The organism is Streptomyces albus subsp. albus (assembly GCF_000719865.1).
Classification (GTDB): domain Bacteria; phylum Actinomycetota; class Actinomycetes; order Streptomycetales; family Streptomycetaceae; genus Streptomyces; species Streptomyces albus_E.
This window is the reverse complement of sequence record NZ_JOID01000028.1, coordinates 1-24,400: the sequence shown is the minus strand read 5'-3', so window position 1 is coordinate 24,400 and position 24,400 is coordinate 1. Positions and strand designations below refer to the sequence as shown.

18 protein-coding genes and 4 tRNA genes are annotated in these 24,400 nt (G+C 72.3%); 12 read left to right on the top strand and 10 right to left on the bottom strand.

The features are described from left to right. Window positions 1-58: 58 nt before the first annotated feature. Both hrpA and IF83_RS0124465 read left to right on the top strand, forming a co-directional pair. Entirely contained in the window at window positions 59-4,138 is a 4,080-nt protein-coding gene (gene hrpA / locus IF83_RS0124470) for an ATP-dependent RNA helicase HrpA (protein ID WP_030547670.1), read from the top strand. Window positions 4,139-4,229: 91 nt separating this feature from the next. Beyond that, a tRNA-Asp gene (locus tag IF83_RS0124465) sits at window positions 4,230-4,304 on the top strand. Window positions 4,305-5,400: 1,096 nt separating this feature from the next. Here IF83_RS0124465 and bldC read toward each other — a convergent pair. Together bldC and IF83_RS0124450 are read right to left on the bottom strand one after the other, a co-directional pair. Continuing rightward, the gene (gene bldC / locus IF83_RS0124460; RefSeq protein WP_003949541.1) at window positions 5,401-5,607 is read right to left on the bottom strand and encodes a developmental transcriptional regulator BldC; all 207 of its coding nucleotides are present in this window, start codon (window positions 5,605-5,607) and stop codon (window positions 5,401-5,403) included. 665 nt (window positions 5,608-6,272) lie between these two features. After that, window positions 6,273-7,127 carry a hypothetical protein gene (locus IF83_RS0124450; RefSeq protein ID WP_030547668.1) on the bottom strand — a complete coding sequence of 285 codons (855 nt, stop codon included), beginning with the start codon at window positions 7,125-7,127 and terminating at the stop codon, window positions 6,273-6,275. A 337-nt stretch (window positions 7,128-7,464) separates the two neighbouring features. Between IF83_RS0124450 and IF83_RS0124445 the strand changes: the two genes are divergently transcribed. Together IF83_RS0124445 and IF83_RS0124440 are read left to right on the top strand one after the other, a co-directional pair. Then, window positions 7,465-8,580 (top strand): Leu/Phe/Val dehydrogenase, encoded by a 1,116-nt coding sequence (locus tag IF83_RS0124445; RefSeq protein ID WP_037681189.1) that lies wholly within the window; start codon window positions 7,465-7,467, stop codon window positions 8,578-8,580. 325 nt (window positions 8,581-8,905) lie between these two features. After that, a complete protein-coding gene (locus IF83_RS0124440) occupies window positions 8,906-9,163 on the top strand; it encodes a DUF3073 domain-containing protein (protein ID WP_030547664.1) in 258 nt (85 codons plus the stop codon). A gap of 217 nt (window positions 9,164-9,380) precedes the next feature. On the opposite strand, the gene purM is transcribed toward IF83_RS0124440, so the two are convergent. From purM to purS, 8 genes are all read right to left on the bottom strand, one after another. Then, entirely contained in the window at window positions 9,381-10,472 is a 1,092-nt protein-coding gene (gene purM / locus IF83_RS0124435) for a phosphoribosylformylglycinamidine cyclo-ligase (RefSeq protein WP_030547661.1), read from the bottom strand. 137 nt (window positions 10,473-10,609) lie between these two features. Then, window positions 10,610-12,169, bottom strand: coding sequence for an amidophosphoribosyltransferase (gene purF / locus IF83_RS0124430; RefSeq protein ID WP_030547659.1), 1,560 nt, complete (start codon window positions 12,167-12,169; stop codon window positions 10,610-10,612). A 372-nt stretch (window positions 12,170-12,541) separates the two neighbouring features. Next, window positions 12,542-13,384 carry a sterol carrier family protein gene (locus tag IF83_RS0124425; protein WP_030547657.1) on the bottom strand — a complete coding sequence of 281 codons (843 nt, stop codon included), beginning with the start codon at window positions 13,382-13,384 and terminating at the stop codon, window positions 12,542-12,544. A 154-nt stretch (window positions 13,385-13,538) separates the two neighbouring features. Then, window positions 13,539-14,492 carry a M23 family metallopeptidase gene (locus IF83_RS0124420; RefSeq protein WP_078843819.1) on the bottom strand — a complete coding sequence of 318 codons (954 nt, stop codon included), beginning with the start codon at window positions 14,490-14,492 and terminating at the stop codon, window positions 13,539-13,541. A 183-nt stretch (window positions 14,493-14,675) separates the two neighbouring features. Next, window positions 14,676-15,185 carry an ArsR/SmtB family transcription factor gene (locus IF83_RS0124415; protein WP_030547654.1) on the bottom strand — a complete coding sequence of 170 codons (510 nt, stop codon included), beginning with the start codon at window positions 15,183-15,185 and terminating at the stop codon, window positions 14,676-14,678. Window positions 15,186-15,449: 264 nt separating this feature from the next. Then, window positions 15,450-17,699 (bottom strand): phosphoribosylformylglycinamidine synthase subunit PurL, encoded by a 2,250-nt coding sequence (purL, locus tag IF83_RS0124410; protein WP_030547652.1) that lies wholly within the window; start codon window positions 17,697-17,699, stop codon window positions 15,450-15,452. Then, window positions 17,696-18,376: a phosphoribosylformylglycinamidine synthase subunit PurQ gene (purQ, locus tag IF83_RS0124405; protein WP_030547650.1), complete on the bottom strand. Its 681-nt coding sequence runs from the start codon at window positions 18,374-18,376 to the stop codon at window positions 17,696-17,698. The genes purL and purQ overlap by 4 nt, the downstream gene beginning before the upstream one ends. Next, entirely contained in the window at window positions 18,373-18,636 is a 264-nt protein-coding gene (purS, locus tag IF83_RS0124400; protein WP_019707179.1) for a phosphoribosylformylglycinamidine synthase subunit PurS, read from the bottom strand. The genes purQ and purS overlap by 4 nt, the downstream gene beginning before the upstream one ends. A 401-nt stretch (window positions 18,637-19,037) precedes the next feature. On the opposite strand from purS, the gene IF83_RS0124395 reads away from it, so the two are divergent. The 8 genes from IF83_RS0124395 (at window position 19,038) to IF83_RS0124360 (ending at window position 24,233) form a co-directional block, all read left to right on the top strand. Continuing rightward, a complete protein-coding gene (locus IF83_RS0124395; protein ID WP_030547647.1) occupies window positions 19,038-19,355 on the top strand; it encodes a histone-like nucleoid-structuring protein Lsr2 in 318 nt (105 codons plus the stop codon). Between the two features lie 87 nt (window positions 19,356-19,442). After that, window positions 19,443-19,514: transfer RNA gene (locus IF83_RS0124390), tRNA-Gly, on the top strand. A gap of 78 nt (window positions 19,515-19,592) precedes the next feature. Then, window positions 19,593-19,665 (top strand) — tRNA-Gly (locus tag IF83_RS0124385). A gap of 222 nt (window positions 19,666-19,887) precedes the next feature. Continuing rightward, entirely contained in the window at window positions 19,888-20,931 is a 1,044-nt protein-coding gene (locus tag IF83_RS35030) for an ABC transporter ATP-binding protein (RefSeq protein ID WP_078843818.1), read from the top strand. Next, on the top strand, window positions 20,928-21,719 hold the full coding sequence (locus IF83_RS35025) for an ABC transporter permease (protein ID WP_030547643.1): 792 nt from the start codon (window positions 20,928-20,930) through the stop codon (window positions 21,717-21,719). Before IF83_RS35030 ends, IF83_RS35025 begins: the two co-directional genes overlap by 4 nt. Window positions 21,720-21,922: 203 nt before the next feature. Continuing rightward, window positions 21,923-23,422, top strand: a complete 1,500-nt coding sequence (locus IF83_RS0124370; protein WP_244177190.1) for a sensor histidine kinase — start codon at window positions 21,923-21,925, stop codon at window positions 23,420-23,422. Between the two features lie 59 nt (window positions 23,423-23,481). Next, the gene (locus IF83_RS0124365; protein WP_051723320.1) at window positions 23,482-24,126 is read left to right on the top strand and encodes a response regulator transcription factor; all 645 of its coding nucleotides are present in this window, start codon (window positions 23,482-23,484) and stop codon (window positions 24,124-24,126) included. A gap of 34 nt (window positions 24,127-24,160) precedes the next feature. Further along, a tRNA-Gly gene (locus IF83_RS0124360) sits at window positions 24,161-24,233 on the top strand. The last annotated feature ends 167 nt before the right edge of the window (window positions 24,234-24,400 follow it).

The window sequence follows — 24,400 nt, the reverse complement described above, 5'->3', positions numbered from 1 at the left end:
GGCCGCGCGCGTAACTCGTTCGCCAGTTGTTTCCGCGAGGTGAGATCCTGGGCTCGGTATGTCTACTTCCCCCTCCCCCGCTGTCGCCGCCCTCCAGGCCCGGCTGTGCGAGCTGATGCTGCGTGACGAGCACCGGCTGGGGCGGCGCCTCGACGGTGCCCGCCGCATCCGCAAGCCCGAGGCCCGGCAGGCGGTGCTGGACGAGATCACGGCCGAGATAGAGCAGGCCGAGGAGCGCGTGGCGCGGCGGCGCGCCGGCGTGCCGGCCGTGACGTATCCGGAAGCACTGCCGGTCAGCCAGAAGAAGGACGAGATCCTGGCGGCGATCCGCGACCACCAGGTGGTGATCGTCGCCGGTGAGACCGGCTCCGGCAAGACCACTCAGATCCCCAAGATCTGCCTGGAGCTGGGCCGCGGGGTCCGCGGTCTCATCGGGCACACCCAGCCGCGCCGCATCGCGGCCCGCACGGTCGCCGAGCGGGTGGCGGAGGAGCTGAACACACCGCTGGGCGAGGCGGTCGGCTGGAAGGTCCGGTTCACCGATCAGGTGAGCCCCGCCACACACGTCAAGCTGATGACGGACGGCATCCTGCTCGCCGAGATCCAGACGGACCGCGAGCTGCGCCAGTACGACACGATCATCATCGACGAGGCACACGAGCGCAGCCTCAACATCGACTTCATCCTGGGCTACCTCGCCGCGCTGCTGCCGAAGCGTCCCGACCTCAAGATCGTCATCACCTCCGCCACGATCGACCCGGAACGCTTCGCCCGCCACTTCCGCACCCCCGGAGCCACCGGCACCACTCCCGGCGCCCACGACGGCAACGGCGAGGACGGGAAGGCGAACGAGGGCGCCGCCCCCATCGTCGAGGTCTCCGGCCGCACCTATCCCGTCGAGGTGCGCTACCGCCCGCTCCTGGAGGAGGGGTCCGAGGAGAGCGACCGCGACCAGGTGACCGCCATCTGCGACGCCGTCGACGAACTGCAGGCCGAGGGCCCCGGCGACATCCTCGTCTTCCTCTCCGGCGAGCGGGAGATCCGCGACACGGCGGACGCCCTGGGCAAGCGGAACCTGCGCTCCACCGAGATCCTGCCGCTCTACGCCCGCCTCTCGCACGCGGAGCAGCACCGGGTGTTCCAGCGCCACCCCGGCCGCCGCATCGTCCTGGCCACGAACGTCGCCGAGACCTCCCTCACCGTTCCCGGCATCCGCTACGTCATCGACCCGGGCACGGCCCGCATCTCCCGCTACAGCCACCGCACCAAGGTGCAGCGGCTGCCGATCGAGCGGATCTCGCAGGCCAGCGCCAACCAGCGCAAGGGCCGCTGCGGCCGGACGGCCGACGGCATCTGCGTCCGGCTCTACTCCGAGGAGGACTTCCTCTCCCGCCCGGAGTTCACGGACGCCGAGATCCTCCGCACCAACCTCGCCTCCGTCATCCTCCAGATGACCGCGGCCGGGCTCGGCGACATCGAGCGCTTCCCGTTCATCGATCCGCCGGACCGCCGCAACATCAAGGACGGCGTGCAGCTCCTGGAAGAACTGGGAGCCTTCTCCACCGGGCAGAAGGGGGCTTCGGGCTCCGCGCGGGACGCGGGCAAGCGGCTCACCCAGACCGGCCGCAAGCTCTCCCAGCTGCCCGTGGACCCGCGGCTGGCCCGGATGGTCCTCGAAGCCGACCGGAACGGCTGTGTCCGCGAGGTCATGGTGATCGCGGCGGCCCTCTCCATCCAGGACCCGCGCGAACGCCCGGCCGAGAAGCAGCAGCAGGCCGACCAGCAGCACGCCCGCTTCCGCGACGAGACCTCCGACTTCCTCGCCTTCCTCAACCTCTGGCGCTATGTGCGGGAGCGGCAGAAGGAGCTGTCCTCCTCCGCGTTCCGCCGGATGTGCCGCAACGAGTTCCTGAACTACCTGCGGATACGGGAGTGGCAGGACATCTACACCCAGCTCCGGCAGGTGGCTCGCGGCATGGGCATCCACACCGGCGCCGGGGACGAGCCAGACGCGCCCGCCGACCGCGTCCACACCTCCCTGCTCGCCGGTCTCCTCTCGCACATCGGGCTCAAGGACACCGAGGCGAAGAACGAGTATCTGGGCGCGCGGAGCGCCAAGTTCGCGGTCTTCCCCGGCTCCGCCCTCTTCAAGAAGCCGCCGCGCTGGATCATGTCGGCCGAGCTGGTGGAGACGTCCCGGCTGTGGGCGCGGGTCAACGCGAGGATCGAGCCGGAGTGGGTCGAGCCGCTCGCGCAGCATCTGGTGAAGCGCAACTACAGCGAACCGCACTGGGAGCAGAAGCAGGCGGCGGTGATGGCGTATGAGCGGGTGACGCTCTACGGCGTGCCGATCGTCGCCCAGCGGAAGGTCAACTACGGGCGCATCGACCCGGAGACCTCGCGTGAGCTCTTCATCCGCCATGCCCTGGTCGAGGGCGACTGGCGGACGCACCACCAGTTCTTCCACGACAACCGCAAGCTGCTGAGCGAGGTCGAGGAGCTGGAGCACCGCGCCCGCCGCCGCGACATCCTCGTGGACGACGAGACGCTGTTCGACTTCTACGACCAGCGGCTGCCCGAAGACGTCGTCTCCGGCGCGCACTTCGACTCCTGGTGGAAGAAGAAGCGCCGCGAGGAGCCGGAGCTGCTCGACTTCGAGAAGTCGATGCTCATCAACGAGCGGGCGGAGGGCGTCTCCAAGGACGACTACCCGGACTCCTGGCGGCAGGGCAAGCTCAAGTTCCGCGTGACGTACCAGTTCGAGCCGGGTGCCGACGCGGACGGCGTCACCGTCCACGTCCCGCTCCAGGTGCTCAACCAGGTCACCCCGGAGGGCTTCGACTGGCAGATTCCGGGACTGCGGGAGGAGCTGGTCACCGAACTGATCCGTTCCCTCCCCAAGCCCGTACGCCGCAACTACGTGCCGGCGCCGAACTACGCGAAGCGTTTCCTGGCCGCCGCCGTTCCCGGGCCGGAGCCGCTGACGGCGGCCCTCGGCCGGGAACTCCAGCGGATGGTCGGCGTCCGGATCGACCCGGAGGACTGGGATCTCTCCAAGGTCCCGGACCATCTCAAGATCACCTTCCGGGTGGTGGACGAGCGCCGCCGCAAGATCGCCGAGGACAAGGACCTCGACGCGCTCAAACTCCGCCTCAAGCCCAAGACGCAGGCGGCGATCAGCAAGGCCTTCGACCAGTCCTTCGAGAAGCCGTCCACGGGCGGCGAGCGGCCCGCGGGTGCCCCGGCCGGGCCGGTCCAGCGCACCGGGCTCACCTCCTGGACGCTGGGCACCCTGCCGCACACGTTCGAGACCCGGCGGGCCGGACAGCCCGTCAAGGCGTATCCCGCGCTGGTGGACGAGGGCGAGTCGGTGGCCGTACGGCTCTTCGACACCGAGTGGGAGCAAACCGAGGCGATGTGGCGGGGCACCCGCCGGCTGATCCTGCTGGGCATCCCGGTCAACCCCGCGAAGTTCGCCCAGAACCAGCTCTCCAACCAGCAGAAGCTGGCGCTCTCCCGCAATCCGCACGGCAGTGTCCAGGCCCTCTTCGACGACTGCGTGACCGCCGCCGCCGACCGCCTCATCGCCGCCCGCGGCGGCCCGGCCTGGGACGAGGAGAGCTTCCGCAAGCTGTACGACGCCGTACGGGCCGATCTCGTGGACGCCACGATGGACGCCGTCCGCAAGGTCCGCGAGGTGCTGGCCGCGTGGCACGCGTGCGAGCAGCGGCTGCGGTCCACCACGTCGTCGGCGCTCCTCACCTCGGTCGCGGACGTCAGGGAGCAACTGGCGGAACTGATCAAGCCGGGCTTCGTCACGGAGCACGGGGTGGGGCGGCTGCCGGACCTGATGCGCTATCTCGTGGCGGCGGACCGCCGGCTCCAGCAGATGCCGGTGAACGCCGAGCGGGACCGCAGCCGGATGGCGAAGGTCCACGAGATGCGGGACGAATACGCCTGGCTGCTGGAGCAGTTCCCGCCGGGCCGCCCGGTGCCGCCGGAGGCGCGGAAGATCCGCTGGATGATCGAGGAACTGCGGGTCAGCTACTTCGCGCACGCGCTGGGCACGGCGTATCCGGTCTCCGACAAGCGCATCGTGAAGGCCGTCGACGCGGCGGCACCGTCCACCGCGCGGTAACCGCGCGCCGGGGACGGGCCGTGGTTCGACTGCGTGCCTGACCTGCTGTAGAGTCTGGCTTCGCAGCGCACGGAAGTCGGCGCGGCAGCAAGGTCCTGTGGAGCAGTTTGGAGTGCTCGCCACCCTGTCAAGGTGGAGGCCGCGGGTTCAAATCCCGTCAGGACCGCACGGAGCGAAGGGCCCGCACCTCATCGAGGGGCGGGCCCTTCCGTTCACCCCGGCTCCGCCTCCCCCCACACCGGCGACCCGCGCGGGGTGCGGGCGAACTGGACGGTCGTGGAATCACGGAGGCGGTGTAGCCGCCGGTAACTCAGCAAATCCCGTCAGGACCGCACACCTGGCATCACTCGGGCCTCCAGCGGCTTCACGCGCCCCTCTCGCCCCTTACGACGCGCTCCGGGCCGTCCCGGTCCCGTCCGTCCCCGCGGAGCCTCCTCCGCGCGCTGTAGGCCCGTCCACGGCCCGCGCCCGTCTCACTGCCGCCCAACACCCCTGCGTAGACGTTCTGTTGGCTGACAGGCGGCTGTGCCGCCGGAGCCGGGGACTCCTGGCGTCTTGACGGTGCCGGGAGGCGGGAGGTACCCAGACCGGAGGGGCCGGATCGCGGAGGTGGGCGCATGGCGGCATCCGCTCGACATGGGGCGCGGACGCCCGCGCCGCCGTCCGCCTCGGCCGGCGGCACACGCCCCGGCGCCGCCCGGCCCCCCGGACCGTGCTGCACGGAGCCGGACGGAGCCGGACCGTGCCGGACAACACGCGGAACCGCGGCCGACGCAGTCGGCGGAACACGCGCACTTCCCACTACCGCAAGCCAGTTGGGCCGGACAAGAAGGCCACGCTGTGACGGGTGTCACTGAATGAGTTTTCGCGCCAGGGGAACTCGGACACCTCTCGGGAGGCGTCGATTTAATATGTGCAATTGTACTCTCCCGTGAGGTCTGCGCGAACACCCGCGAGAACCACCCGAAGGGGCACCCGGACCTCAACACGGACGCGCAGAACCGATCGCCCGGCCGCCTCGGCGAGGGCCCGGAAAACGCCTTCCCGGCCGGCCGCCCCGGAAGCCCCGCCGGAACCGCGGACCCGAACTCCCGCCCCGCAAAAGAAAGATCGCGCTGGACCCGGCGGAGTCCAGCGCGATCAACGACGCGCCCTCAGGAACAAGGGACCGGAGCCTGAAGGGGCAGGCTCCTGTCGTGGGGTGGGGTGTGGGCCGGACCGGGACCGTGGGGGGCCCGGAAATGCCCGGTTATGCAGGTGTTTCAGGCCTCGCTGCGCTGCTGCGGGATGCCCGCCAGCAGTGCGCGGACCTCCGCTTCGCGGTAGCGCCGATGCCCTCCGAGCGTGCGGATGGACGTGAGCTTGCCAGCCTTGGCCCAGCGCGTGACCGTCTTCGGGTCCACGCGGAACATCGTGGCGACCTCAGCCGGGGTCAGCAGCGGCTCGGCATCAGGGGTGCGAGCGGTCATGAGCGGCCTCCTCGGGAGAACCGAACCATCACGGTTCTTTCCTCTAAATTCTGCACCTTGACCCGCGTTGCCCGAAATGGCAGACGCGGGCCGAGTCGGTTATAGGACGAACGGCTTGCCCTCGGCACTACAACTACACCATCTGTCCAGCCGCGTCGGCCAAACCGATGGAATTGCCCTCCGAGGTGTCCAAGCTCGACGGATCCCGATGGACCGGGCCAGAACGGACAGTTACCCGCTCGTGACGATCAGTCACACCGTGATCAGTGACCACCAGCCCCACCAAGGAGCACATAACAGAGCCATCCGCCCATAGATGGACGGAAGGAGCCCTTGCGGGACTCCTTGTCCCATTTTGGCACGCAGGTGGGGGAAAAGAGCAAGGCCCCGATTAGTGCTCTCCGTCACGCTTGCGACAATGGCCCGGATCGGGCGCTACGCCCGGGATGCCTCGCCCGCATCGGTGACGGCCCGGTCAGCCGTGCGGCCGGAAAGCGACCGAAGCGGCGCCCCGTTCGCCCCGGAAGACCCCGGTGTCCCGTTCGTCCCGGGAGGCTCCGGAGCCCTGGCCGACCTCGCACGCCGCCGGACCGCCCGACGGCACACGCCGCCCGTGGTCCGGGGCCGGCGCGGCGGAGCGGGAGCCACCCGGCGCCGCTCCCGCGTCAGCTGGCGAACTCCCGTTCCCGGACCTCGCGCCAGCGTTCCATCAGCCGCTGGTACACCTCCCCGGCCCGCACGCCGTCCCCCGCGCGCAGCGCCTCCAGCCCCTCGGCGACGTCGGCGGCCGAACGGTCCCCGGCCAGCCAGTCGTCCTTCAGGGCGTGCACCAGGCCCCCGTAGTCGAGCTCGACCAGCGAGCGGGGGTGGAACTCCTCCAGCCAACGACCCACATCCTCCAGGCCGTCGATCAACGGACTCTCACTCAACGCCTCACGCAGAACTTTAAGCCCACGCGCCACACGCCGTCTCGCCTCGACCATCGGCGTGCGGTAGCGGAGCACCGGTCCCTCGGCCTTCTTCCCGACTTCCGACCGCTGGACGTACTCCCGCTCCTCCTCCGTGAAGAGCGCGAACCACCGCACCGGCACATGCCAGGTGGCGGTCCGGATCCACGGCCGGGCGTCCGGGTTGCGCTCCCGCCAGCGTTCGTGGTCGTCCGCCGCCTGCCGGCGCACCACCGGCGGCAGGGCGGCGTCCAGGACCGGGGCCGGCAGCAGCTCGGGCAGCGCTTCCAGCGCCTGCCAGCCGCGCAGCCGGGTCCGCCACGGGCAGACGCAGGTGACGCCGTCCACGACCGTCACGAAGGCGTCCCCGCTCTCGTGCACCGGCACCGCGACCGGTGGCGTCGGCAGCAGGTCCGCCAGCGAGCGGCGCAGCTCGTCCTGCGCGCCCGGGGGGTCGGCACGGTCGGCGTAGCGGTACCAGTGCGAGCGCTCCGGCTCGGGAAACGCCGCGAGTGGCTCGTACACGCGCAGATACGCGGCGTACGGCACGAACAGCGATGACGCCAGGCCCACCCGTTCACTCCCGTCCACAAGCCCGGATCCGCCCGCGGGACCGGTCCGGAGCGTCCCATGTCCGTTCCGCGTCAGAGCCTACGGACCCGGGCTCCGCCGTGGTCCCCGTGCCCCCGGGCGCCGGCGCACCACCCGGCGCACCACCCGGCGCGTCACCGGCGCACGACCGGCGCACCGCCGCGGTGGCCCCCGGGGCCGCGGTCCGGCCGCCACTCGCCCCGGCGCCCGGTACATCGCACGGCACTGGTGATCGGAGCCGGTTCAGGTTCTACTCTGTGCCTCACCGGCCCTCCCCACCCACAGGAGGGCACCCTTCGCGACTCCGGGAGTCACCACCGTGACCGACGTGTCCCACCCCACCGCCGCCGGCGATCTCGGCGCCCTGTCCACCCTCTTCCGCTCCGAGCAGGGCGGCCACGAGCGGGTCCTGCTCTGCCAGGACCGCGAGAGCGGCCTCAAGGCCGTGATCGCCCTTCACTCGACCGCGCTGGGACCCGCCCTCGGCGGCACCCGCTTCCACGCCTACGCCTCCGACGAGGAGGCCGTGCTCGACGCCCTGAACCTCGCCCGCGGCATGTCGTACAAGAACGCCCTCGCCGGGCTGCCGCACGGCGGCGGCAAGGCCGTGATCATCGGCAACCCGGCCACGGTCGCCGAGGGCGGGCTGAAGAGCGAGGCCCTGCTCCGCGCGTACGGGCGCTTCGTCGCCTCGCTGGACGGCCGTTACGTCACGGCCTGTGACGTCGGCACCTACGTCGCCGACATGGACGTCGTCGCCCGCGAGTGCCGGTGGACCACCGGGCGTTCGCCCGAGAACGGCGGCGCCGGCGACTCCTCGGTCCTCACCGCCTTCGGCGTGTTCCAGGGCATGCGGGCCAGCGCGCAGACGCTGTGGGGCGAGCCCACCCTGCGCGGCCGGACCGTCGGCGTGGCCGGGGTCGGCAAGGTCGGCCACCACCTGGTGGACCACCTCGTGGAGGACGGCGCGCGGGTCGTGGTCACCGATGTGCGGCCGGAGAGCGTGGAACGGGTGCGTGCCCGCCACCCGCAGGTGACGGCCGTGCCCGACACCGGGACGCTGATCCGCGCCGGTCTGGACGTCTACGCGCCCTGCGCCCTCGGCGGCGCCCTGGACGACGACACGGTGCCCGCGCTGACCGCGCGCGTCGTCTGCGGCGCGGCCAACAACCAGCTGGCCCACCCGGGCGTCGAGAAGGACCTCGCCGACCGCGGCATCCTGTACGCGCCCGACTACGTCGTGAACGCCGGTGGCGTCATCCAGGTCGCCGATGAGCTGCTCGGTTTTGATTTCGACCGGGCGAAGGCCAAGGCGGCGCAGATCTTCGACACGACCCTGGCCATCTTCGACCGCGCCAGGACCGACGGCGTCCCGCCCGCCGTCGCGGCCGACCGGATCGCCGAGCAGCGCATGGCGGAGGCCCGCACCGCCTGACGGCGCCTCCCGGGGGGGCACGTACGCCCCCGCACGCCGGGGCACGCACGCCGGGGCCCGCCGACGAGAAGTGACGAGAGAAGACTCACCACCCGTCGGCGGGTCGATCCGGAAGACCCGGTAAAATCGGGGTTGACCAGCGAGGACATTCCTCCTCGCGGACCCCGCCGCGGGGCACGTCCTGCGGGCGACGTACCGTATGGCGGCGGAAGCAGGTACCGTTGAAGTCCTACGGGACGGTCTCTTCACGGAGAGTCCGCTCCGGATCATGAACGCGTGTCAAGACTCTGGGGCCGTCGAGCCCCGCAATCGAGGGGGTCGAGCCATGGGGCGCGGCCGGGCCAAGGCCAAGCAGACGAAGGTCGCCCGCCAGCTGAAGTACAACAGCGGTGGGACTGACCTCTCACGGCTGGCCGACGAGCTGGGCGCATCGACGACGAAACAGCCGCCGAACGGCGAGCGCTTCGCGGACGATGAGCCGGACGACGACCCGTACGCACAGTACGCGGAGCTGTACAACGACGACGAGGACGAGGACGAGGAGTCGCAAGCCTCCGACCACTCCTCACGCCGCCGCGCCTGACGCGGCGGCGTCGGCATCCCCGGCACGCACACAACAGACCCGGTCCGTGGGCCAGACCCCGGACCGGGTTCTGTGCTGTCCTCGCCGGGCCGGCCTCGCGCCTCCGGTGCCCGCCTCACCGCACCGGCCGTCATCGCGACCGGTGCCGGTGCTCCGAGGCGGGTCCCGGGGCGTTCCGCTGCTCCGGGCCCACCGCGCATCGCCGACAACACCGCCGTCACACGGCGTAGTCGCCGGTCAGGGCCACCGCCTCGGCGTGCGCGCCGTCCTGCCCGCGTTCGGTGATCTCGCCGCAGACCCAGGCGTCCACCCCGCGGTCGGCGAGCGTCGCCAGGGCGGCGTCGGCTCCTTCCGGGGCCACCACCGCGATCATGCCGACGCCCATGTTGAGCGTCTTCTCCAGTTCCTCGCGTGCGACCGAGCCGGCCGTGCCGACCAGGTCGAAGACGGGGGCCGGGGTCCAGGTGGCGCGGTCCACGGTGGCGTGCAGCCCGTCCGGGATCACCCGGGCCAGGTTGTTGGCCAGGCCGCCGCCGGTGATGTGCGAGAAGGCGTGCACCTCGGTGGTGCGGGTAAGCGCCAGGCAGTCCAGCGAGTAGATCCGCGTCGGCTCCAGCAGTTCCTCGCCGAGGGTCCGGCCGAATTCGGGGATCTCCCGGTCCAGCGCGTAGCCCGCCCGGTCGAAGAGCACGTGCCGGACGAGTGAGTATCCGTTGGAGTGCAGCCCGGAGGAAGCCATGGCGATCACCGCGTCACCCGCGCGGATCCGTTCCGCGCCCAGCAGGCGGTCGGCCTCGACCACGCCCGTGCCGGCCCCGGCGACGTCGAAGTCGTCCGGCTCCAGCAGACCCGGGTGTTCCGCGGTCTCCCCGCCGACGAGCGCGCAGCCGGCCAGCACACAGCCCTCGGCGATGCCCTTGACGATGGCCGCCACCCGCTCGGGGCGGACCTTGCCCACGGCGATGTAGTCGGTCATGAACAGCGGCTCGGCACCGCACACCACCAGATCGTCCACGACCATGCCGACCAGGTCGTGGCCGATCGTGTCGTACACGCCCATGCGGCGGGCGATGTCGACCTTGGTGCCGACGCCGTCGGTGGCGGACGCCAGCAGCGGCCGCTCGTAGCGCTTCAGGACGGAGGCGTCGAAGAGCCCGGCGAAGCCGCCGAGACCGCCCACGACCTCGGGGCGGGTGGCCTTCTTCACCCACTGCTTCATCAGCTCGACCGCGCGGTCGCCCGCCTCGATGTCGACGCCCGCCGTCTTGTAGGACGCCGTCGGACGGCCGGCAGCGGTGCTCTCGGACATGACGCCTCAGTCTTTCGTGGCTCGGGGCTCGGGGCTCGTAGCTCGTTGTGCTCGGGGCTCTGTGGCCCGGGGCTCGATGACCCGGGCCCGGGCCCGGGAAGGACCCTCGGTGCGGGCAGTGCGGCGCTGCGGCCGGGCTACGGGCGGCGCAGGGCGTCCGCGCCGCCGACCCCGGCGGTCGGCGAGACCAGGCCGTCCGCGTCGGTGCGACTGGGCTCCGCCGTCTCGGCTTCCAGCAGGTGCTTGCCGAGCAGCTCCGGGTCCGGCAGGTCCATCGGGTACTCGCCGTCGAAGCAGGCCCGGCAGAGGTCCTTCTTCGGGATCGTCGTCGCCTCGACCATCGAGTCGATGGAGATGTACGCGAGGGAGTCGGCGCCCAGCGACTTGCCGATCTCCTCGACCGACAGCCCGTTGGCGATCAGCTCCGCCCGGGTGGCGAAGTCGATGCCGAAGAAGCACGGCCACTTGATCGGCGGGGAGGAGATCCGGACGTGGATCTCGGCGGCACCGGCCTCGCGGAGCATCCGGACCAGGGCCCGCTGGGTGTTGCCGCGGACGATCGAGTCGTCGACGACCACCAGCCGCTTGCCGCGGATGACTTCCTTGAGCGGGTTGAGCTTCAGCCGGATACCGAGCTGCCGGATGGTCTGGCTCGGCTGGATGAAGGTCCGGCCCACGTAGCTGTTCTTGACCAGCCCGGAACCGTACGGAATGCCGCTGGCCTCGGCATAGCCGACGGCGGCCGGGGTTCCGGACTCCGGGGTGGGTATCACCAGGTCCGCGTCGGCGGGGGCCTCGGCGGCCAGCCTGCGGCCCATCTCCACCCGGGAGAGGTAGACGTTGCGGCCGGCGATGTCGGTGTCGGGGCGCGCGAGGTAGACGTACTCGAAGACGCAGCCGCGCGGGCGGGCCTCGGCGAAGCGGGAGGTGCGCAGCCCGTTCTCGTCGACGGCGATCATCTCGCCGGGCTCGATCTCGCGGATGAAGCTCGCGCCGCAGATGTCGAGGGCGGCGGTCTCGCTCGCCACGACCCAGCCGCGCTCCAGACGGCCGAGGACCAGCGGGCGGACGCCCTGCGGGTCGCGGGCCGCGTAGAGGGTGTGCTCGTCCATGAAGACGAGGGAGAAGGCACCCTGGACCTTGGGCAGCACGATCGGTGCCGCCTGCTCCACGGTCAGCGGCTTGCCGTCCTCGTCCACCTGACCGGCGAGCAGCGCGGTGACGAGGTCGGTGTCGTTGGTGGCGGCCACCTGGGTGGCGCGGCCGTTCTCGCGGGGCAGCTCGGCGACCATCGCGGCCAGCTCGTGGCTGTTGACGAGATTGCCGTTGTGGCCGAGCGCGATGGAGCCGTGCGCGGTGGCACGGAACGTCGGCTGCGCGTTCTCCCACACCGAGGCACCGGTGGTGGAGTAGCGGGCATGGCCCACGGCGATGTGGCCCCGGAGGGAACCGAGCGAGGTCTCGTCGAAGACCTGGGAGACCAGGCCCATGTCCTTGAAGACGAGGATCTGGGAGCCGTTGCTCACAGCGATGCCCGCGGACTCCTGTCCACGGTGCTGCAGCGCGTACAGCCCGAAATAGGTGAGTTTGGCGACCTCTTCTCCCGGAGCCCAGACACCGAAGACGCCGCAGGCGTCCTGGGGGCCCTTCTCCCCGGGAAGGAGATCGTGGCTGAGTCGTCCGTCACCACGTGGCACGTCTCCGAGTCTAGGCCAGGTTGCCGGTTCGTCCGAACCGGGGATTCCGGCGCGAGGGCATTCCCGGGCAGGGCGGGAGCGGAAGCGGGCGGCGCCGGACCACACCTCTCCGCCGCTCCGCGGCGGGTGCGCGAGGGGGCGGCACTCCGGCGGATCCCCTGGTGGGACGGGTCTGCGGGGGGTCGCCCCGGGGTCCGGGAGGCCTCCGAGCGGCCGGGCCGGGACGGCCCTGCCGCGCTCGGCACGGGACCCGCCGGCCCCGTTCTCCGGGCCGCGAGCGGTGTCGAAGGTCACGGTCCGCCGAAGTCCCGTCCCGCTCCGACCGGCCGGGTGGGGACGGGGCGGCGGCGGGAAGCGGTGCTTCGGTGGCGTTCAGCCCAGGACCGGGAGCAGCGCGGAGAGGTCCGCGCGTTCGCCGCTCGCGGAGACCTCCGCCGCGTCCAGCGCCTCGGCCCACGGTCTGCGGCCGGTGGCCAGCCGGATCCAGGTCAGCGGGTTGGTCTCGACGACGTTGGGCGGGGTGCCCCGGGTGTGCCGGGGCCCCTCGACGCACTGCACGACCGCGAACGGCGGGATGCGCACCTCCACCGATCCGCCGGGCGCCTTCACGGCGAGGGCGTCGGCGGTGAGCCGGACCACGGCCGCCAGCGCCTGCCGGTCGTGGGAGACGGCCGTGCCGGTGGCGGCCGTCAGGTCGTCGCCGTGCACCACCGCCTCCAGCAGCCGGGTGACCAGGAAGTCGTCGACGGACATCACCCCGAAGACGGTCCGGACCGTGCTGCGGGCGTCCGTCTCCGCGACCGCCCCGGCCAGCCGGGCCGCTGCGGCGTCGAGCCGTTCCAGCACCGCCGCTCCGGTGCCGGGCAGGGCGGCGGCCTCCCGCACCGCCGCCTCCGCGACTCCGGAGGCCAAATCCCTCCCCTCCGACCCGAACCGGGCGAGGTACCCCTGGAGGTCCAGGTCCGGCTTGGCCGGTCCCGGCTCCTCCGCCAGCCGGCGCGGGAGGAAGTCCAGGCAGATGGCGATGTGCATTACCAGGTCCCGGACCGTCCAGCCCGCCAGTCCGGACGGGGCCTCCAGCAACTCGGGGGCGTCCGGGGCCGCGCAGAGGACGCGGACGGCCTCCCGTACGGCCCGTACCTCGGCGTCCAGCGCCGCGCGGGTGCGGGCGGGGTCGTAGCTGCGGGGGCGTGGCTTGCGCGCTCGCGAGGTCATACGGCCGAGCCTAGAGCCCGGCACGGCCGGGCCGGCCGGACATGGTTCGGATCCGGACCGCTCGGGCCGGGGAAACGGCGGACAGCCGCCGTGGACCCCCGGGCACCGTCCGGATCCGCGCCGTGCCGTGAACGGCCGGCGGGGCCGCGCTCCGTTACGGCCCGGTGGCCCCACGGGGGGCCGCCGCGCCCTTTCCCGAAGCGTCGTCGGACGCGCTCTCCCTCGCACCGCTCGCGCCACCGAGCCGCGGTGCTGATGCCGGTGCCGGTGCCGGTGCCGGTGCCGTGAAGATCTCGCCGTTCGCCGGCACACCTATGCCGCGCCAGTGGAACGGGATGCCCCGGGCCTTCAGGGGGTCGGGGCGGTCCATCAGCTGGAAGTGCAGATGGGGCTCGGTCGAGTTGCCGCTGTTGCCGGTCCCGGCCAGCCGCTGCCCGGCGCTCACCCGGTCTCCCTCGCGGACGGTCACCGACCGGCGGCGCAGATGGGCGTAGAGGGCGTAGGTGCCGTTCCCCAGGTCGAGCACCACGTGGTTGCCGATGACGGCGGCCGGGGTGCCGCAGCCGCGGACCATGGCCTCGGCGAAGAAGTACAGCAGAGCGGGCCAGGAGGTGCGGCTGAGGTGGTCGCGGCGCCCGTCCCGGACCCGCACCACGGTGCCGTCGGCGACGGCCAGCACCGGTTCCCCGAAGGCGGGGAAGTCCTGGTTCCGGCGGACCACGGGCCACCAGCCGAATCCCGGCCGGGCCCGCTCCCCGGGCGCCGCCTCCCGCACCAGGTCTATCGCGTGGGACTGCCCGTAGACCCGGGTGCCGTGGCTCGGCACCTTGCCCGCCGGACTGTTCAGCGCGCGCCACCGCCCGGAGACCGGCGGCTCGACCTCGGCCGCCGGGGGTTCCTCCGGGTTCTCCCGCCGCTCGGCCCGGGGCCGTCGCTGCGAGCGGGCGGGGAGGAACTCGGCCGCGAGGCCGAACGCCACGACCAGTCCGAGGACCCACAGCGGGACGTCGCGGACGGCGTCGAGCCACACCAGGTCGAGCACGATGAGGATCGCCAGCAGACCGTAGTAGTACGGCCGCGCCTGCTTGAGTGCGTGGATCAAGGACATCGCCGGTTCCCCCTGCGGTGTGTCGGTTCTGTTCGCGTGTCGGTTCGGTCGCGTGGCGTGCGGGCAGCGGTCCCGTGCGCGCGGCGGCGCCGGCACGGATACCCGTGCGGGCGGCGGCGTCCCCCCGCGTGGTCGGCGCGGGGCCGGGACGTGCACGGCCGGTGCCGGGCCGGACCGTCGTGGTCAGTGCCCGGCCGCGGCGAGCGCGACGAGCAGCGGGACCACCCGGCCCGCCGGGACCTCGTATCCCGCGCGGCCCGACGACCGCAGCCATCCGGCGGCGGTCAGCTGTCGCAGATGGTGGTACACCTGCCCGGTCGTGCCGACCTCCGCCAGTTCGGTCAGCTCCGCCGCCGTGCGGCGGCCGCCGAGTATCTCCCGGAGCAACCGCAGCCGCACGGGGCGGCCCAGCGCGGCGAACGCCTCGGCGGCGTCCTCCCAGGCACCCGCCAGCAGCTCCTCCGTGGGCAGCCCGTACTGCCACTCGTACTGCTCGCCGGTGGGCAGCCGGACGGATCCGGTGAACAGCACGCCGCCGCTCTCCGCCCCGGCCTCCGACAGCTGGGCCTTGAGCCCGTCGAGCGCCCAGAAGTCCGGGCGCTCCATGACAGCCGGCCGGTCCTGCCGCCCCTCCGTCTCCTCCAGCTCGGCCAGCCGCCGCTCCAGCGCGGTGACCCGCTCTTCCAGGGCCACGGCTTCCCTCGCTTCTTCCCCCGCTTCTCCGCCTTCCACGAGACCCACCTTACGTAATTACGTAATCCTTGACAACATCTGGCCCGAAGGACGGGACGCGGAGGCCGCACCCGCGGGCTCCCGCACGTCTCCGCCTCCGCAACGGTCCCCGGACAGCGCGACGGCCCCGCCCACCGGAGTGGACGGGGCCGTGACAACCGGGCGACCGGGGCGGCCGCGCGGGGCCGGTCCCGGAGCGAGAACCGGTCCCGGAGCGCGGGCCGGTCAGGCCAGCAGGGCCGGGATCGTCGCCTCGTGCGCCTCCCGCAGCTCGGCCAGCGGGATGGAGAACTGGCCCTGCACCTCCACCGCGTCACCGTCGATCACGCCGACACGGGTGGCCGGCAGGCCCCGCGCGCCGCACATGTCGGTGAAGCGGAGCTCCTCGCTGCGCGGCACCGCGACGATCGCGCGGCCCGCCGACTCGGAGAAGAGGAAGACGAACGGGTCCAGCCCCTCGGGTACGACCAGCCGCGCGCCCCTGCCGCCCTTGAGGCAGGACTCGGTGACCGCCTGGATCAGCCCGCCGTCGGAGAGGTCGTGCGCCGCGTCGATCATGCCGTCGCGGGAGCCCGCGATCAGGATCTCGGCGAGCAGCCTCTCGCGCGCCAGGTCCACCTTCGGCGGGAGGCCGCCGAGGTGCCCGTGGACCACCTGCGACCAGGCCGAGCCGCCCAGCTCCTCCCGGGTCTCCCCGAGGAGGTAGACGAGCTGGCCGTCCTCCGCGAAGGCCATCGGGGTGCGGCGCGTGACGTCGTCGATGACGCCCAGCACGCCGACCACCGGGGTCGGGTGGATGGCCGTCTCACCGGTCTGGTTGTACAGCGAGACGTTGCCGCCGGTGACGGGCGTGCCCAGCTCCAGGCAGGCGTCGGCCAGCCCGCGGCAGGCCTCCGCGAACTGCCACATGACCGCCGGGTCCTCCGGCGAGCCGAAGTTGAGGCAGTCGGTGACGGCGAGCGGCTTGGCGCCGGAGGCGGCGACGTTGCGGTACGACTCGGCCAGGGCCAGCTGGGCGCCGGTGTACGGGTCGAGCTTGGCGTAGCGGCCGTTGCCGTCCGTGGCCACCGCGACGCCGAGGTTGGTCTCCTCGTCGATGCGGATCATGCCGGAGTCCTCGGGCTGGGCGAGGACGGTGTTGCCCTGGACGAAGCGGTCGTACTGGTCCGTGACCCAGCTCTTGGACGCCTGGTTCGGCGAGGCCACCAGCTTGAGCACCTGCTCGCGCAGCTCCCCCGCGTCCGCCGGGCGCGGCAGCTTGCCCGCGTCGTCGGCCTGCAGGGCGTCCTGCCAGTCCGGCCGGGCGTACGGACGGTGGTACACCGGGCCCTCGTGGGCGACGGTGCGCGGCGGCACGTCGACGATCTGCTCGCCGTGCCAGTAGATCTCCAGCCGGTCGCCGTCGGTGACCTCACCGATGACGGTGGCGATGACGTCCCACTTCTCGCAGATCTCCAGGAAGCGGGCGACCTTGTCCGGCTCGACGATCGCGCACATCCGCTCCTGCGACTCGCTCATGAGGATCTCCTCGGGCGAGAGGCTGGCGTCGCGCAGCGGCACGGTGTCGAGCTCGACGCGCATACCGCCGGAGCCGGCGCTCGCCAGCTCGCTGGTGGCGCAGGAGAGGCCGGCGCCGCCGAGGTCCTGGATGCCGGCGACGAGGTCCTCGGCGAAGATCTCCAGGGTGCACTCGATGAGGAGCTTCTCCTGGAACGGGTCGCCGACCTGGACGGCGGGGCGCTTGGCGGGGCCGGTGGACTCGAAGGTCTCCGAGGCCAGCACGGAGACGCCGCCGATGCCGTCGCCGCCGGTGCGGGCACCGTAGAGGATCACCTTGTTGCCGGCGCCGGACGCCTTGGCGAGGTGGATGTCCTCGTGCTTCATCACGCCCACGCACAGCGCGTTGACCAGCGGGTTGCCCTGGTAGCAGGGGTCGAAGACGACCTCGCCGCCGATGTTGGGCAGACCCAGGCAGTTGCCGTAGCCGCCGATGCCGGAGACGACGCCGGGCAGCACCCGCTTGGTGTCCTCGTGGTCCGCGGCGCCGAAGCGCAGCGGGTCCATGACGGCGACGGGGCGGGCGCCCATGGCGAGGATGTCGCGGACGATGCCGCCGACGCCGGTGGCCGCGCCCTGGTAGGGCTCGACGTACGAGGGGTGGTTGTGCGACTCGACCTTGAAGGTGACGGCGTAGCCCTGGCCGACGTCCACGACGCCGGCGTTCTCGCCGATGCCGACGAGCATGGCGTCGTTCTCGGGGGCCTTCTCGCCGAACTGCTTGAGGTGCACCTTGCTCGACTTGTACGAGCAGTGCTCCGACCACATGACGGAGTACATGGCGAGCTCGGCGCCGGTCGGGCGGCGGCCGAGGATCTCGCGGATGCGCTCGTACTCGTCCTGCTTGAGGCCGAGCTCGGCCCAGGGCTGCTCGGTGCCGGGGGTGTCCGCGGCGTGCTTGGTGGTGTCGAGGCTCATGCGCTGACCAGCTTCTTCAGGATCGAGGTGAAGAATCCGAGGCCGTCCGTGCCGCCGGTGCCGACCATCGGGTCGACGGCGTGCTCCGGGTGCGGCATGAGACCGACGACGTTGCCGGCCTCGTTGGTGATGCCGGCGATGTCCCGCAGCGAACCGTTGGGGTTCAGGTCGCGGTAGCGGAAGACGACGCGGCCCTCCGCCTCCAGCGTGTCGAGGGTGCGCTCGTCGGCGACGTAGCGGCCGTCCACGTTCTTGAGCGGGATGTGGATCTCCTGGCCGGCGGTGAAGTCGGTGGTCCAGGCCGTCTCAGCGTTCTCCACCCGGAGCTTCTGCTCCCGGCAGATGAAGTGGAGGTGGTTGTTGCGCAGCATGGCGCCGGGCAGCAGATGCGTCTCGGTGAGCACCTGGAAACCGTTGCAGATGCCGAGCACCGGGAGGCCGCCCCGGGCCTCGCCGATCAGGGTGTCCATGACCGGCGAGAAACGGGAGATGGCGCCCGCGCGGAGGTAGTCGCCGTAGGAGAAGCCGCCGGGCAGGACGACGGCGTCGACCTGCTTCAGCTCCTTCTCGCGGTGCCAGAGGGCGACGGGTTCGGCACCGGCCAGCCGGATCGCGCGCCGGGTGTCCCGGTCGTCGAGGCTGCCGGGAAAAGTGATGACTCCGATACGAGCGGTCACGATTCCGCCTTCACGGTTTCCTCCACCCGGACGGTGAAGTCCTCGATGACGGTGTTCGCGAGAAAGGTCTCGGCCATCTCCCGGACCCGGGCGAGCGCGGCGTCGTCGGCCGGCCCGTCCAGTTCGAGTTCGAAGCGCTTTCCCTGGCGTACGTCGGAGATTCCGGCGAAGCCGAGGCGGGGCAGTGCACGCTGCACCGCCTGGCCCTGCGGATCGAGGATCTCCGGCTTGAGCATGACGTCGACTACGACGCGTGCCACTGGCACTCCCGGTGGTGTGGTGGTGCGGCTGTGTCATTCCGGAGGCGCGCCATCGGGCCCAAAGTGATCCGGGGTACGGCCCCGGAGCCCCGAAGTCCTGCGGGGAGCTGACTCCCCGGACCCCCGGCTAGGTGCACCCCAGCCTACCCGGCCGGGAAATCTACGCGAGTAGATATGGCCCCGGCGGTCACATTCGCGTATCGGGCGCCACAACTGTTGTGGAAAATCCGGCAGAGAAAACGTACGGTCTTGATTGCCCTGTGAGGCCCGGATGGAATTCACAGGGTTTCACCATGCAATGCCCCAGCCTGTACAAATGAATTAGCCCTGTCCCCGATCACCACGGCGTACACCATCACCGCACGTCATGGCGGTGGCGCCGGCAGAAAGGACCGATATCCGTGGCTCAGCGCGTAGTGGTCACACTCTCCGACGACATCGACGGCGGGGAAGCGGCGGAAACGGTCATGTTCGGTCTCGACGGCAAGACGTACGAGATCGACCTCAATCCTTCGAATGCGAAGAAGCTGCGGGGGGTCCTGGCGCCCTACGTGGAGGCCGGCCGCAAGCGGTCCCGGTCCGGCCGGACGTACCGCCGCACCGCGATCGCCCCGGATCCGGCCACCGTCCGCGCCTGGGCCCGCTCCAACGGCATGGACGTCCCGCCCCGCGGACGCATCCCGAAGAAGGTCTACGAGGCCTTCGAGGCCGCGAGCTGAACCGACTTGCGCTCCACCCCCGTTGATCGGCTAAAGTCTGGAGCACGCCGAGGGGCGAGGCCGGAAGGCCGGGTCCCGAGGAGTCACGCGGGTGTAGCTCAGTAGTAGAGCGCCCTCTTTCCAAGAGGGAGGCGCAGTGTGCGATCCCTGTCACCCGCTCTCATTACTCACTGGACCAGTCGAATGGATCAGGTAGAGTAGTGCTCGCGCCGAGAGGTGAAAGCTTCTCGGAGGCATGCGGACGTGGCTCAGTTGGTAGAGCATCACCTTGCCAAGGTGAGGGTCGCGAGTTCGAATCTCGTCGTCCGCTCAGGTTGAAGGCCCCGGTCATCATGATCGGGGCCTTCGTCGTTCCCGGGACTCCCCCCGTTTCGTTCTCCCGTTCCGTTCAGGGGTGTTCACCCGCCGCCGTACGCACTCCCCGTTCCCGCCGTTCCCGCCGTTCCCGGCGCGCCCCGCATGGCATTTGTCATCAGCGGTGGTGACAGCACGCACTTACCGCCCCCGCACCGCCGCCACGAAACTCGACGGCATGGACAGCCACAACAGAGTGATCGATGTCACGGACCTGCGGCGGCGGTACGGGCCGGCCGGACGGGGCGGATTCGACGCCGTACGCGGACTCACCTTCTCCGTCGCGCGGGGCGAGCTGTTCGCCCTGCTCGGCACGAACGGCGCGGGCAAGACCTCCACCGTGGAACTGCTGGAAGGGCTGGCGGCCCCCACCGGAGGACGGGTCCGGGTCCTGGGCCGCGACCCGTACCGCGAGCGGCCGGCCGTCCGGTCCCGGATCGGCGTCATGCTCCAGGAGGGCGGTTTTCCCTCCGATCTGACGGTGGCGGAGACGGCCCGGATGTGGGCCGGCTGCACCACCGGGGCCCGGCCCCCCGGCGAGGTCCTGGAGCTGACCGGGCTGGCGGGGCGGGCCCGGGTGCGGGTCAAGCAGCTGTCCGGCGGCGAGCGGCGGCGCCTCGATCTGGCGATGGCCCTGCTCGGCCGGCCCGAGGTGCTGTTCCTGGACGAGCCCACCACCGGGCTGGACGCCGAGGGGCGGCGCGAGACCTGGCGGCTGGTGCGGGGGCTGCGCGAGGCCGGCACCACCGTCCTGCTCACCACCCATTACCTGGAGGAGGCCGAGTCCCTGGCGGACCGGCTCGCCATCATGCGGAACGGGCGCATCGTCGCCTCGGGAAGCCCGGCCGACGTGACGGCCTCGCGGCCGTCCCGGATCCGGTTCCGGCTGCCGGACGGGGTGGCGCCGGGCGAACTGCCGCTGTCGCTGCGCGCAGCCGCCGGGGACGACGGGTGGGTGGAGATCCGGACCGGCGGGCTCCAGGAGGCGCTGGGGGTGCTGCTGCGCTGGGCCGGGGAGAGGGGTCTGACCCTCGGCGGGCTGGACGCGCGCTCGGCCTCGCTGGAGGAGGCGTTCCTCGCCATCGCGCGCTCGGACGCGCACGCGGACGCACCGCCGGATCCGGCCCCCGGCACGGGAGGCGGCGCGGACGGCGCGGACCGTATGGACGGCAGGACGGCGGGCGCCGGGGCGGAACCGGCGGGAACGGGAGCGGAGCGATGACGGCCACGGTGACGGCCTCGGTGCGGGCGACGGCGGCGCGGATGTCGGCCCTGGGCCGGGCCGAGTTCACTCTCCTCCTGCGCAACCGGACGGCGCTCTTCACAGCGCTGCTGATGCCGGTCGGCATGGTCTGGCTGATCCGGACCTCGGTCGCCGGGGCGGATCTGGGCGGGACCGGACTCAGCGCGGGCGGGGTGACGATGACCGGCGGCATCGGCGCCGTCCTCATCCTCGTCGTGTACGGCAATCTGGTCGCCGCCTACGTCGCGCGCCGGGAGGAGCTGGTGCTCAAGCGGCTGCGGACGGGGGAGCCGGCGGATGCGGAGATCCTGGCCGGGACCGCGCTGCCCGCCGCCGCCCTGGCCCTCGCCCAGTGCGCCCTGCTCGTCGCCGCGGGAAGCGCGCTGCTCGGCCTCACGGCGCCACGGCGGCCGGAACTGCTGGTGGCGGGGCTGGTTCTGGGTGTCGTCCTGCTGACCGTACTGGCCGCGGCGACGGCGATCGTGACCCGTACCGTGGAGAGCGCTCAGGTCACGGTGCTGCCGCTGATGATGGTGTCCTTCCTGGGCTCCGGACTCGTGGTGCCCCTGGAGCTGATGCCGGACCGGCTGGCGGACGCGCTGGCACTGCTGCCGTTCACCCCGGTCATGGAGCTGGTGCGGACCGGCTGGCTCGGTGAGCCGGCGGCGGACGGCGGGGCGGTCCGGGCGCTGCTCCTCACAGTGGCCTGGACGGCCCTCGCGGGGTACGCCGTCCGGCGGTGGTTCCGCTGGGAGCCGCGGCGCTGACCGGCCCGGCGAGGACGGGGCGGACGGCGCGGGGCGGGGCGGGCGGACGGCGCCGTCGGGCGGCTGCGTCCGTGGGCGGGACGGGGACGGTGCCGGGGGGCGCCTGCCGGGACCGCGGCGGGACGGCCGCGGGGTGCGGCCCGCGCGGGCAACCCCGGGAGACTGTTACGGGGGCGGTTACGGAACGGCGAGAGGACCGGCGGGTGTTGGGGCGGGTGTTGTCCGGGTCGCGGGGCGGCTGGGGGAAGCGCAGCAGGATCGCGCAGGTCGATCTCTACACGCGGGGCTCGCTGTACGTCATGGTCTGGCTGATCCCGCCGTACACGTTCTTCCTGCTGGCGCCCGCTCTCGCCCGCGGCCCCAGTGGAGCGGAGCTCTGGTCGGCCGTCCTGCTCGCCCTCGTCGCGCCGGCGCAGGCGGTGTCCGCCGTGCGGCTGCTGCGGCGGGGGATCGACCAGTACCGTGGCCGGGGCACCGTGCCCCGCGGGGAGACGATGGCCGGGGCGGCGCTGACGACCGTTGCGCTGGTGCCGGTGACCGTCCTGGCGGCCGGCGGCCACCTCGGCGACCGGGGTGTACCCGTGATGCTGGCGTCCATGACCGTGATCCCGTTCCTCGCCCCGTACGCCCTGCTGGCGCCGCTGCGCACGGTCACCCTGGTGCACGCGGGCTGGGTGGCCGCGGTGCTCGCCGGGTTCGCGGCCGCCGGGATGGGCCGGCCGCTGCTCGCCGGTACCGCGCTGGGGCTGGTCTTCGCCTGCGGCTGGTCCTCCTTCACGGTGCGCTGTTCGGCGTGGATGCTGGCCGTGATGTACGAGCTGGAGGAGTCCCGGACCGTGCAGGCCCGGCTGGCCGTCGCCGAGGAACGGCTGCGGTTCGCCCGGGACATGCACGATGTGATGGGACGGAACCTGGCCGTGATCGCGCTCAAGAGCGAGCTGGCCGTCCAGCTGACGCGGCGCGGCTCGGCGGCCGCTGTTGACCAGATGGTGGAGGTCCAGCGGATCGCGCAGGAGTCGCAGCGGGAGGTCCGGGAGGTCGTCCTGGGCTACCGGGAGGCCGATCTGCACACGGAACTGGTCGGCGCGGGCTCCGTGTTGCGCTCGGCCGGCATCGACTGCCGTATCGAGGACCGGCATCCCGGCGGGCTGTCGCCGGCGGCCCGCTCGGCGCTGGGCTGGGTGGTCAGGGAGGGGACCACCAATGTGCTGCGCCACGCGGAGGCCCGGAACTGCCGGATCCGGGTGCGGCCCGGGCGGGCGCCGGACGGCGGGCGGACGACCGTCCTGGTGATGGAGAACGACGGAGTGCCGGACGGCGCCACGACGGACGGCGCCACGACGGACGGCTCCCGGGCCGCGGGCGGCGGTTCGGGGCTCGCCGGACTGCGGCAGCGGCTGGCGGAGGCGGGCGGTACGGTCACGGCCGGGCCCGTCGCCGGGTGCGGCTTCCGCCTGACGGCGGAGGTGCCGGACGGCCCGGTCGCCGGCGCGGGCGCGGAGGCCGGGGCGGCAGCCGGAACGGAGGCCGGGACGAGCGCCCGTGCCGGTGCGGACCGGGCGGCGGAGGCACAGCCGGTGGACGGGGACCCGTCCGCCCGGACCCCAGTGGGAGCCGGGCCCGGCCGGAGGTGGTCGTTCCCGTTCCCGGCCGGCCGGCGGCCACCACGGCGGGACGGACAGGACACGGAGGAGGCGCGGTGACCGGGGCGGGAGCACCAGGGGGCACCGGTGACGCCGGGCCGGAGGCGTGGGCCGAGGCGATGGCCGGGCACCGGCACGGGGGCGGGACCGCCGGAGCGCCGGTGCGGGTGCTGCTCGCCGAGGACGAGCATCTGATCCGGGGCGCCCTGGCCGCCCTGCTCTCCCTGGAGGAGGATCTGCTGATCGTCGCCGAGGCGGCCACCGGACCGGAGGCGCTGGCCATGGCCCGGGCCCACCGTCCGGACGTGGCGGTGCTGGATCTGCTGATGCCGGGCCTGGACGGCGTGGCGGTCGCCACATCCCTCCGTACCGAACTGCCGTCCTGCCAGACCATGATCGTCACCAGTTACGGCCGTCCCGGCCATCTCAAGCGTGCCCTCGCCGCCGGGGTGCGCGGGTTTCTGCCCAAGACCGTCTCCGCCCGGCGGCTGGCCGAGATCATCCGCACGGTGCACGCCGGAAAGCGCTATGTGGACCCGGAGTTGGCGGCCGACGCGATCAGTGCCGGCGACTCGCCCCTGACCGCCCGCGAGGCTCAGCTGCTGGAGCTGGCGGCCGACGGGGCGCCCGTCGCGGAGATCGCACGGCGGGCCGCTCTCTCCCCCGGGACGGTGCGCAACTATCTCTCCGCCGCCGCCGCGAAGCTCTCCGCCGAGAACCGTCATACGGCCGTGCGCATCGCACGCGAGCGGGGTTGGCTATAGTGGGAGGCGCACCGCTCGGCAACGGGCGGCGCAGGCGGACGTGGCTCAGTTGGTAGAGCATCACCTTGCCAAGGTGAGGGTCGCGAGTTCGAATCTCGTCGTCCGCTCGTTCCCGGAGGGCCCCGGTCATCACGACCGGGGCCCTCCGGCGTTCCGTACCCCGGACACGGCCCCGCCCCCGTTATGTTTTTCGCGGTCCTGCAAGAGGGCCGCTGGCCTCCGGGCCCGGCATGACTGTGTCCCCCTGTCGAACGGATGACCTGGGGGGTGGTGT

What these genes read in the sequence shown, in the direction of transcription:
- IF83_RS35030 (WP_078843818.1), top strand. Translation starts at nt 19,888, where the DNA reads ATGGACAGCCACAACAGAGTGATCGATGTCACGGACCTGCGGCGGCGG.
- IF83_RS0124425 (WP_030547657.1), bottom strand. Translation starts at nt 13,384, where the DNA reads ATGACCTCGCGAGCGCGCAAGCCACGCCCCCGCAGCTACGACCCCGCC.
- hrpA (WP_030547670.1), top strand. Translation starts at nt 59, where the DNA reads ATGTCTACTTCCCCCTCCCCCGCTGTCGCCGCCCTCCAGGCCCGGCTG.
- IF83_RS0124420 (WP_078843819.1), bottom strand. Translation starts at nt 14,492, where the DNA reads ATGTCCTTGATCCACGCACTCAAGCAGGCGCGGCCGTACTACTACGGT.
- IF83_RS35025 (WP_030547643.1), top strand. Translation starts at nt 20,928, where the DNA reads ATGACGGCCACGGTGACGGCCTCGGTGCGGGCGACGGCGGCGCGGATG.
- bldC (WP_003949541.1), bottom strand. Translation starts at nt 5,607, where the DNA reads ATGACCGCTCGCACCCCTGATGCCGAGCCGCTGCTGACCCCGGCTGAG.
- IF83_RS0124365 (WP_051723320.1), top strand. Translation starts at nt 23,482, where the DNA reads ATGGCCGGGCACCGGCACGGGGGCGGGACCGCCGGAGCGCCGGTGCGG.
- purL (WP_030547652.1), bottom strand. Translation starts at nt 17,699, where the DNA reads ATGAGCCTCGACACCACCAAGCACGCCGCGGACACCCCCGGCACCGAG.
- IF83_RS0124440 (WP_030547664.1), top strand. Translation starts at nt 8,906, where the DNA reads ATGGGGCGCGGCCGGGCCAAGGCCAAGCAGACGAAGGTCGCCCGCCAG.
- purM (WP_030547661.1), bottom strand. Translation starts at nt 10,472, where the DNA reads ATGTCCGAGAGCACCGCTGCCGGCCGTCCGACGGCGTCCTACAAGACG.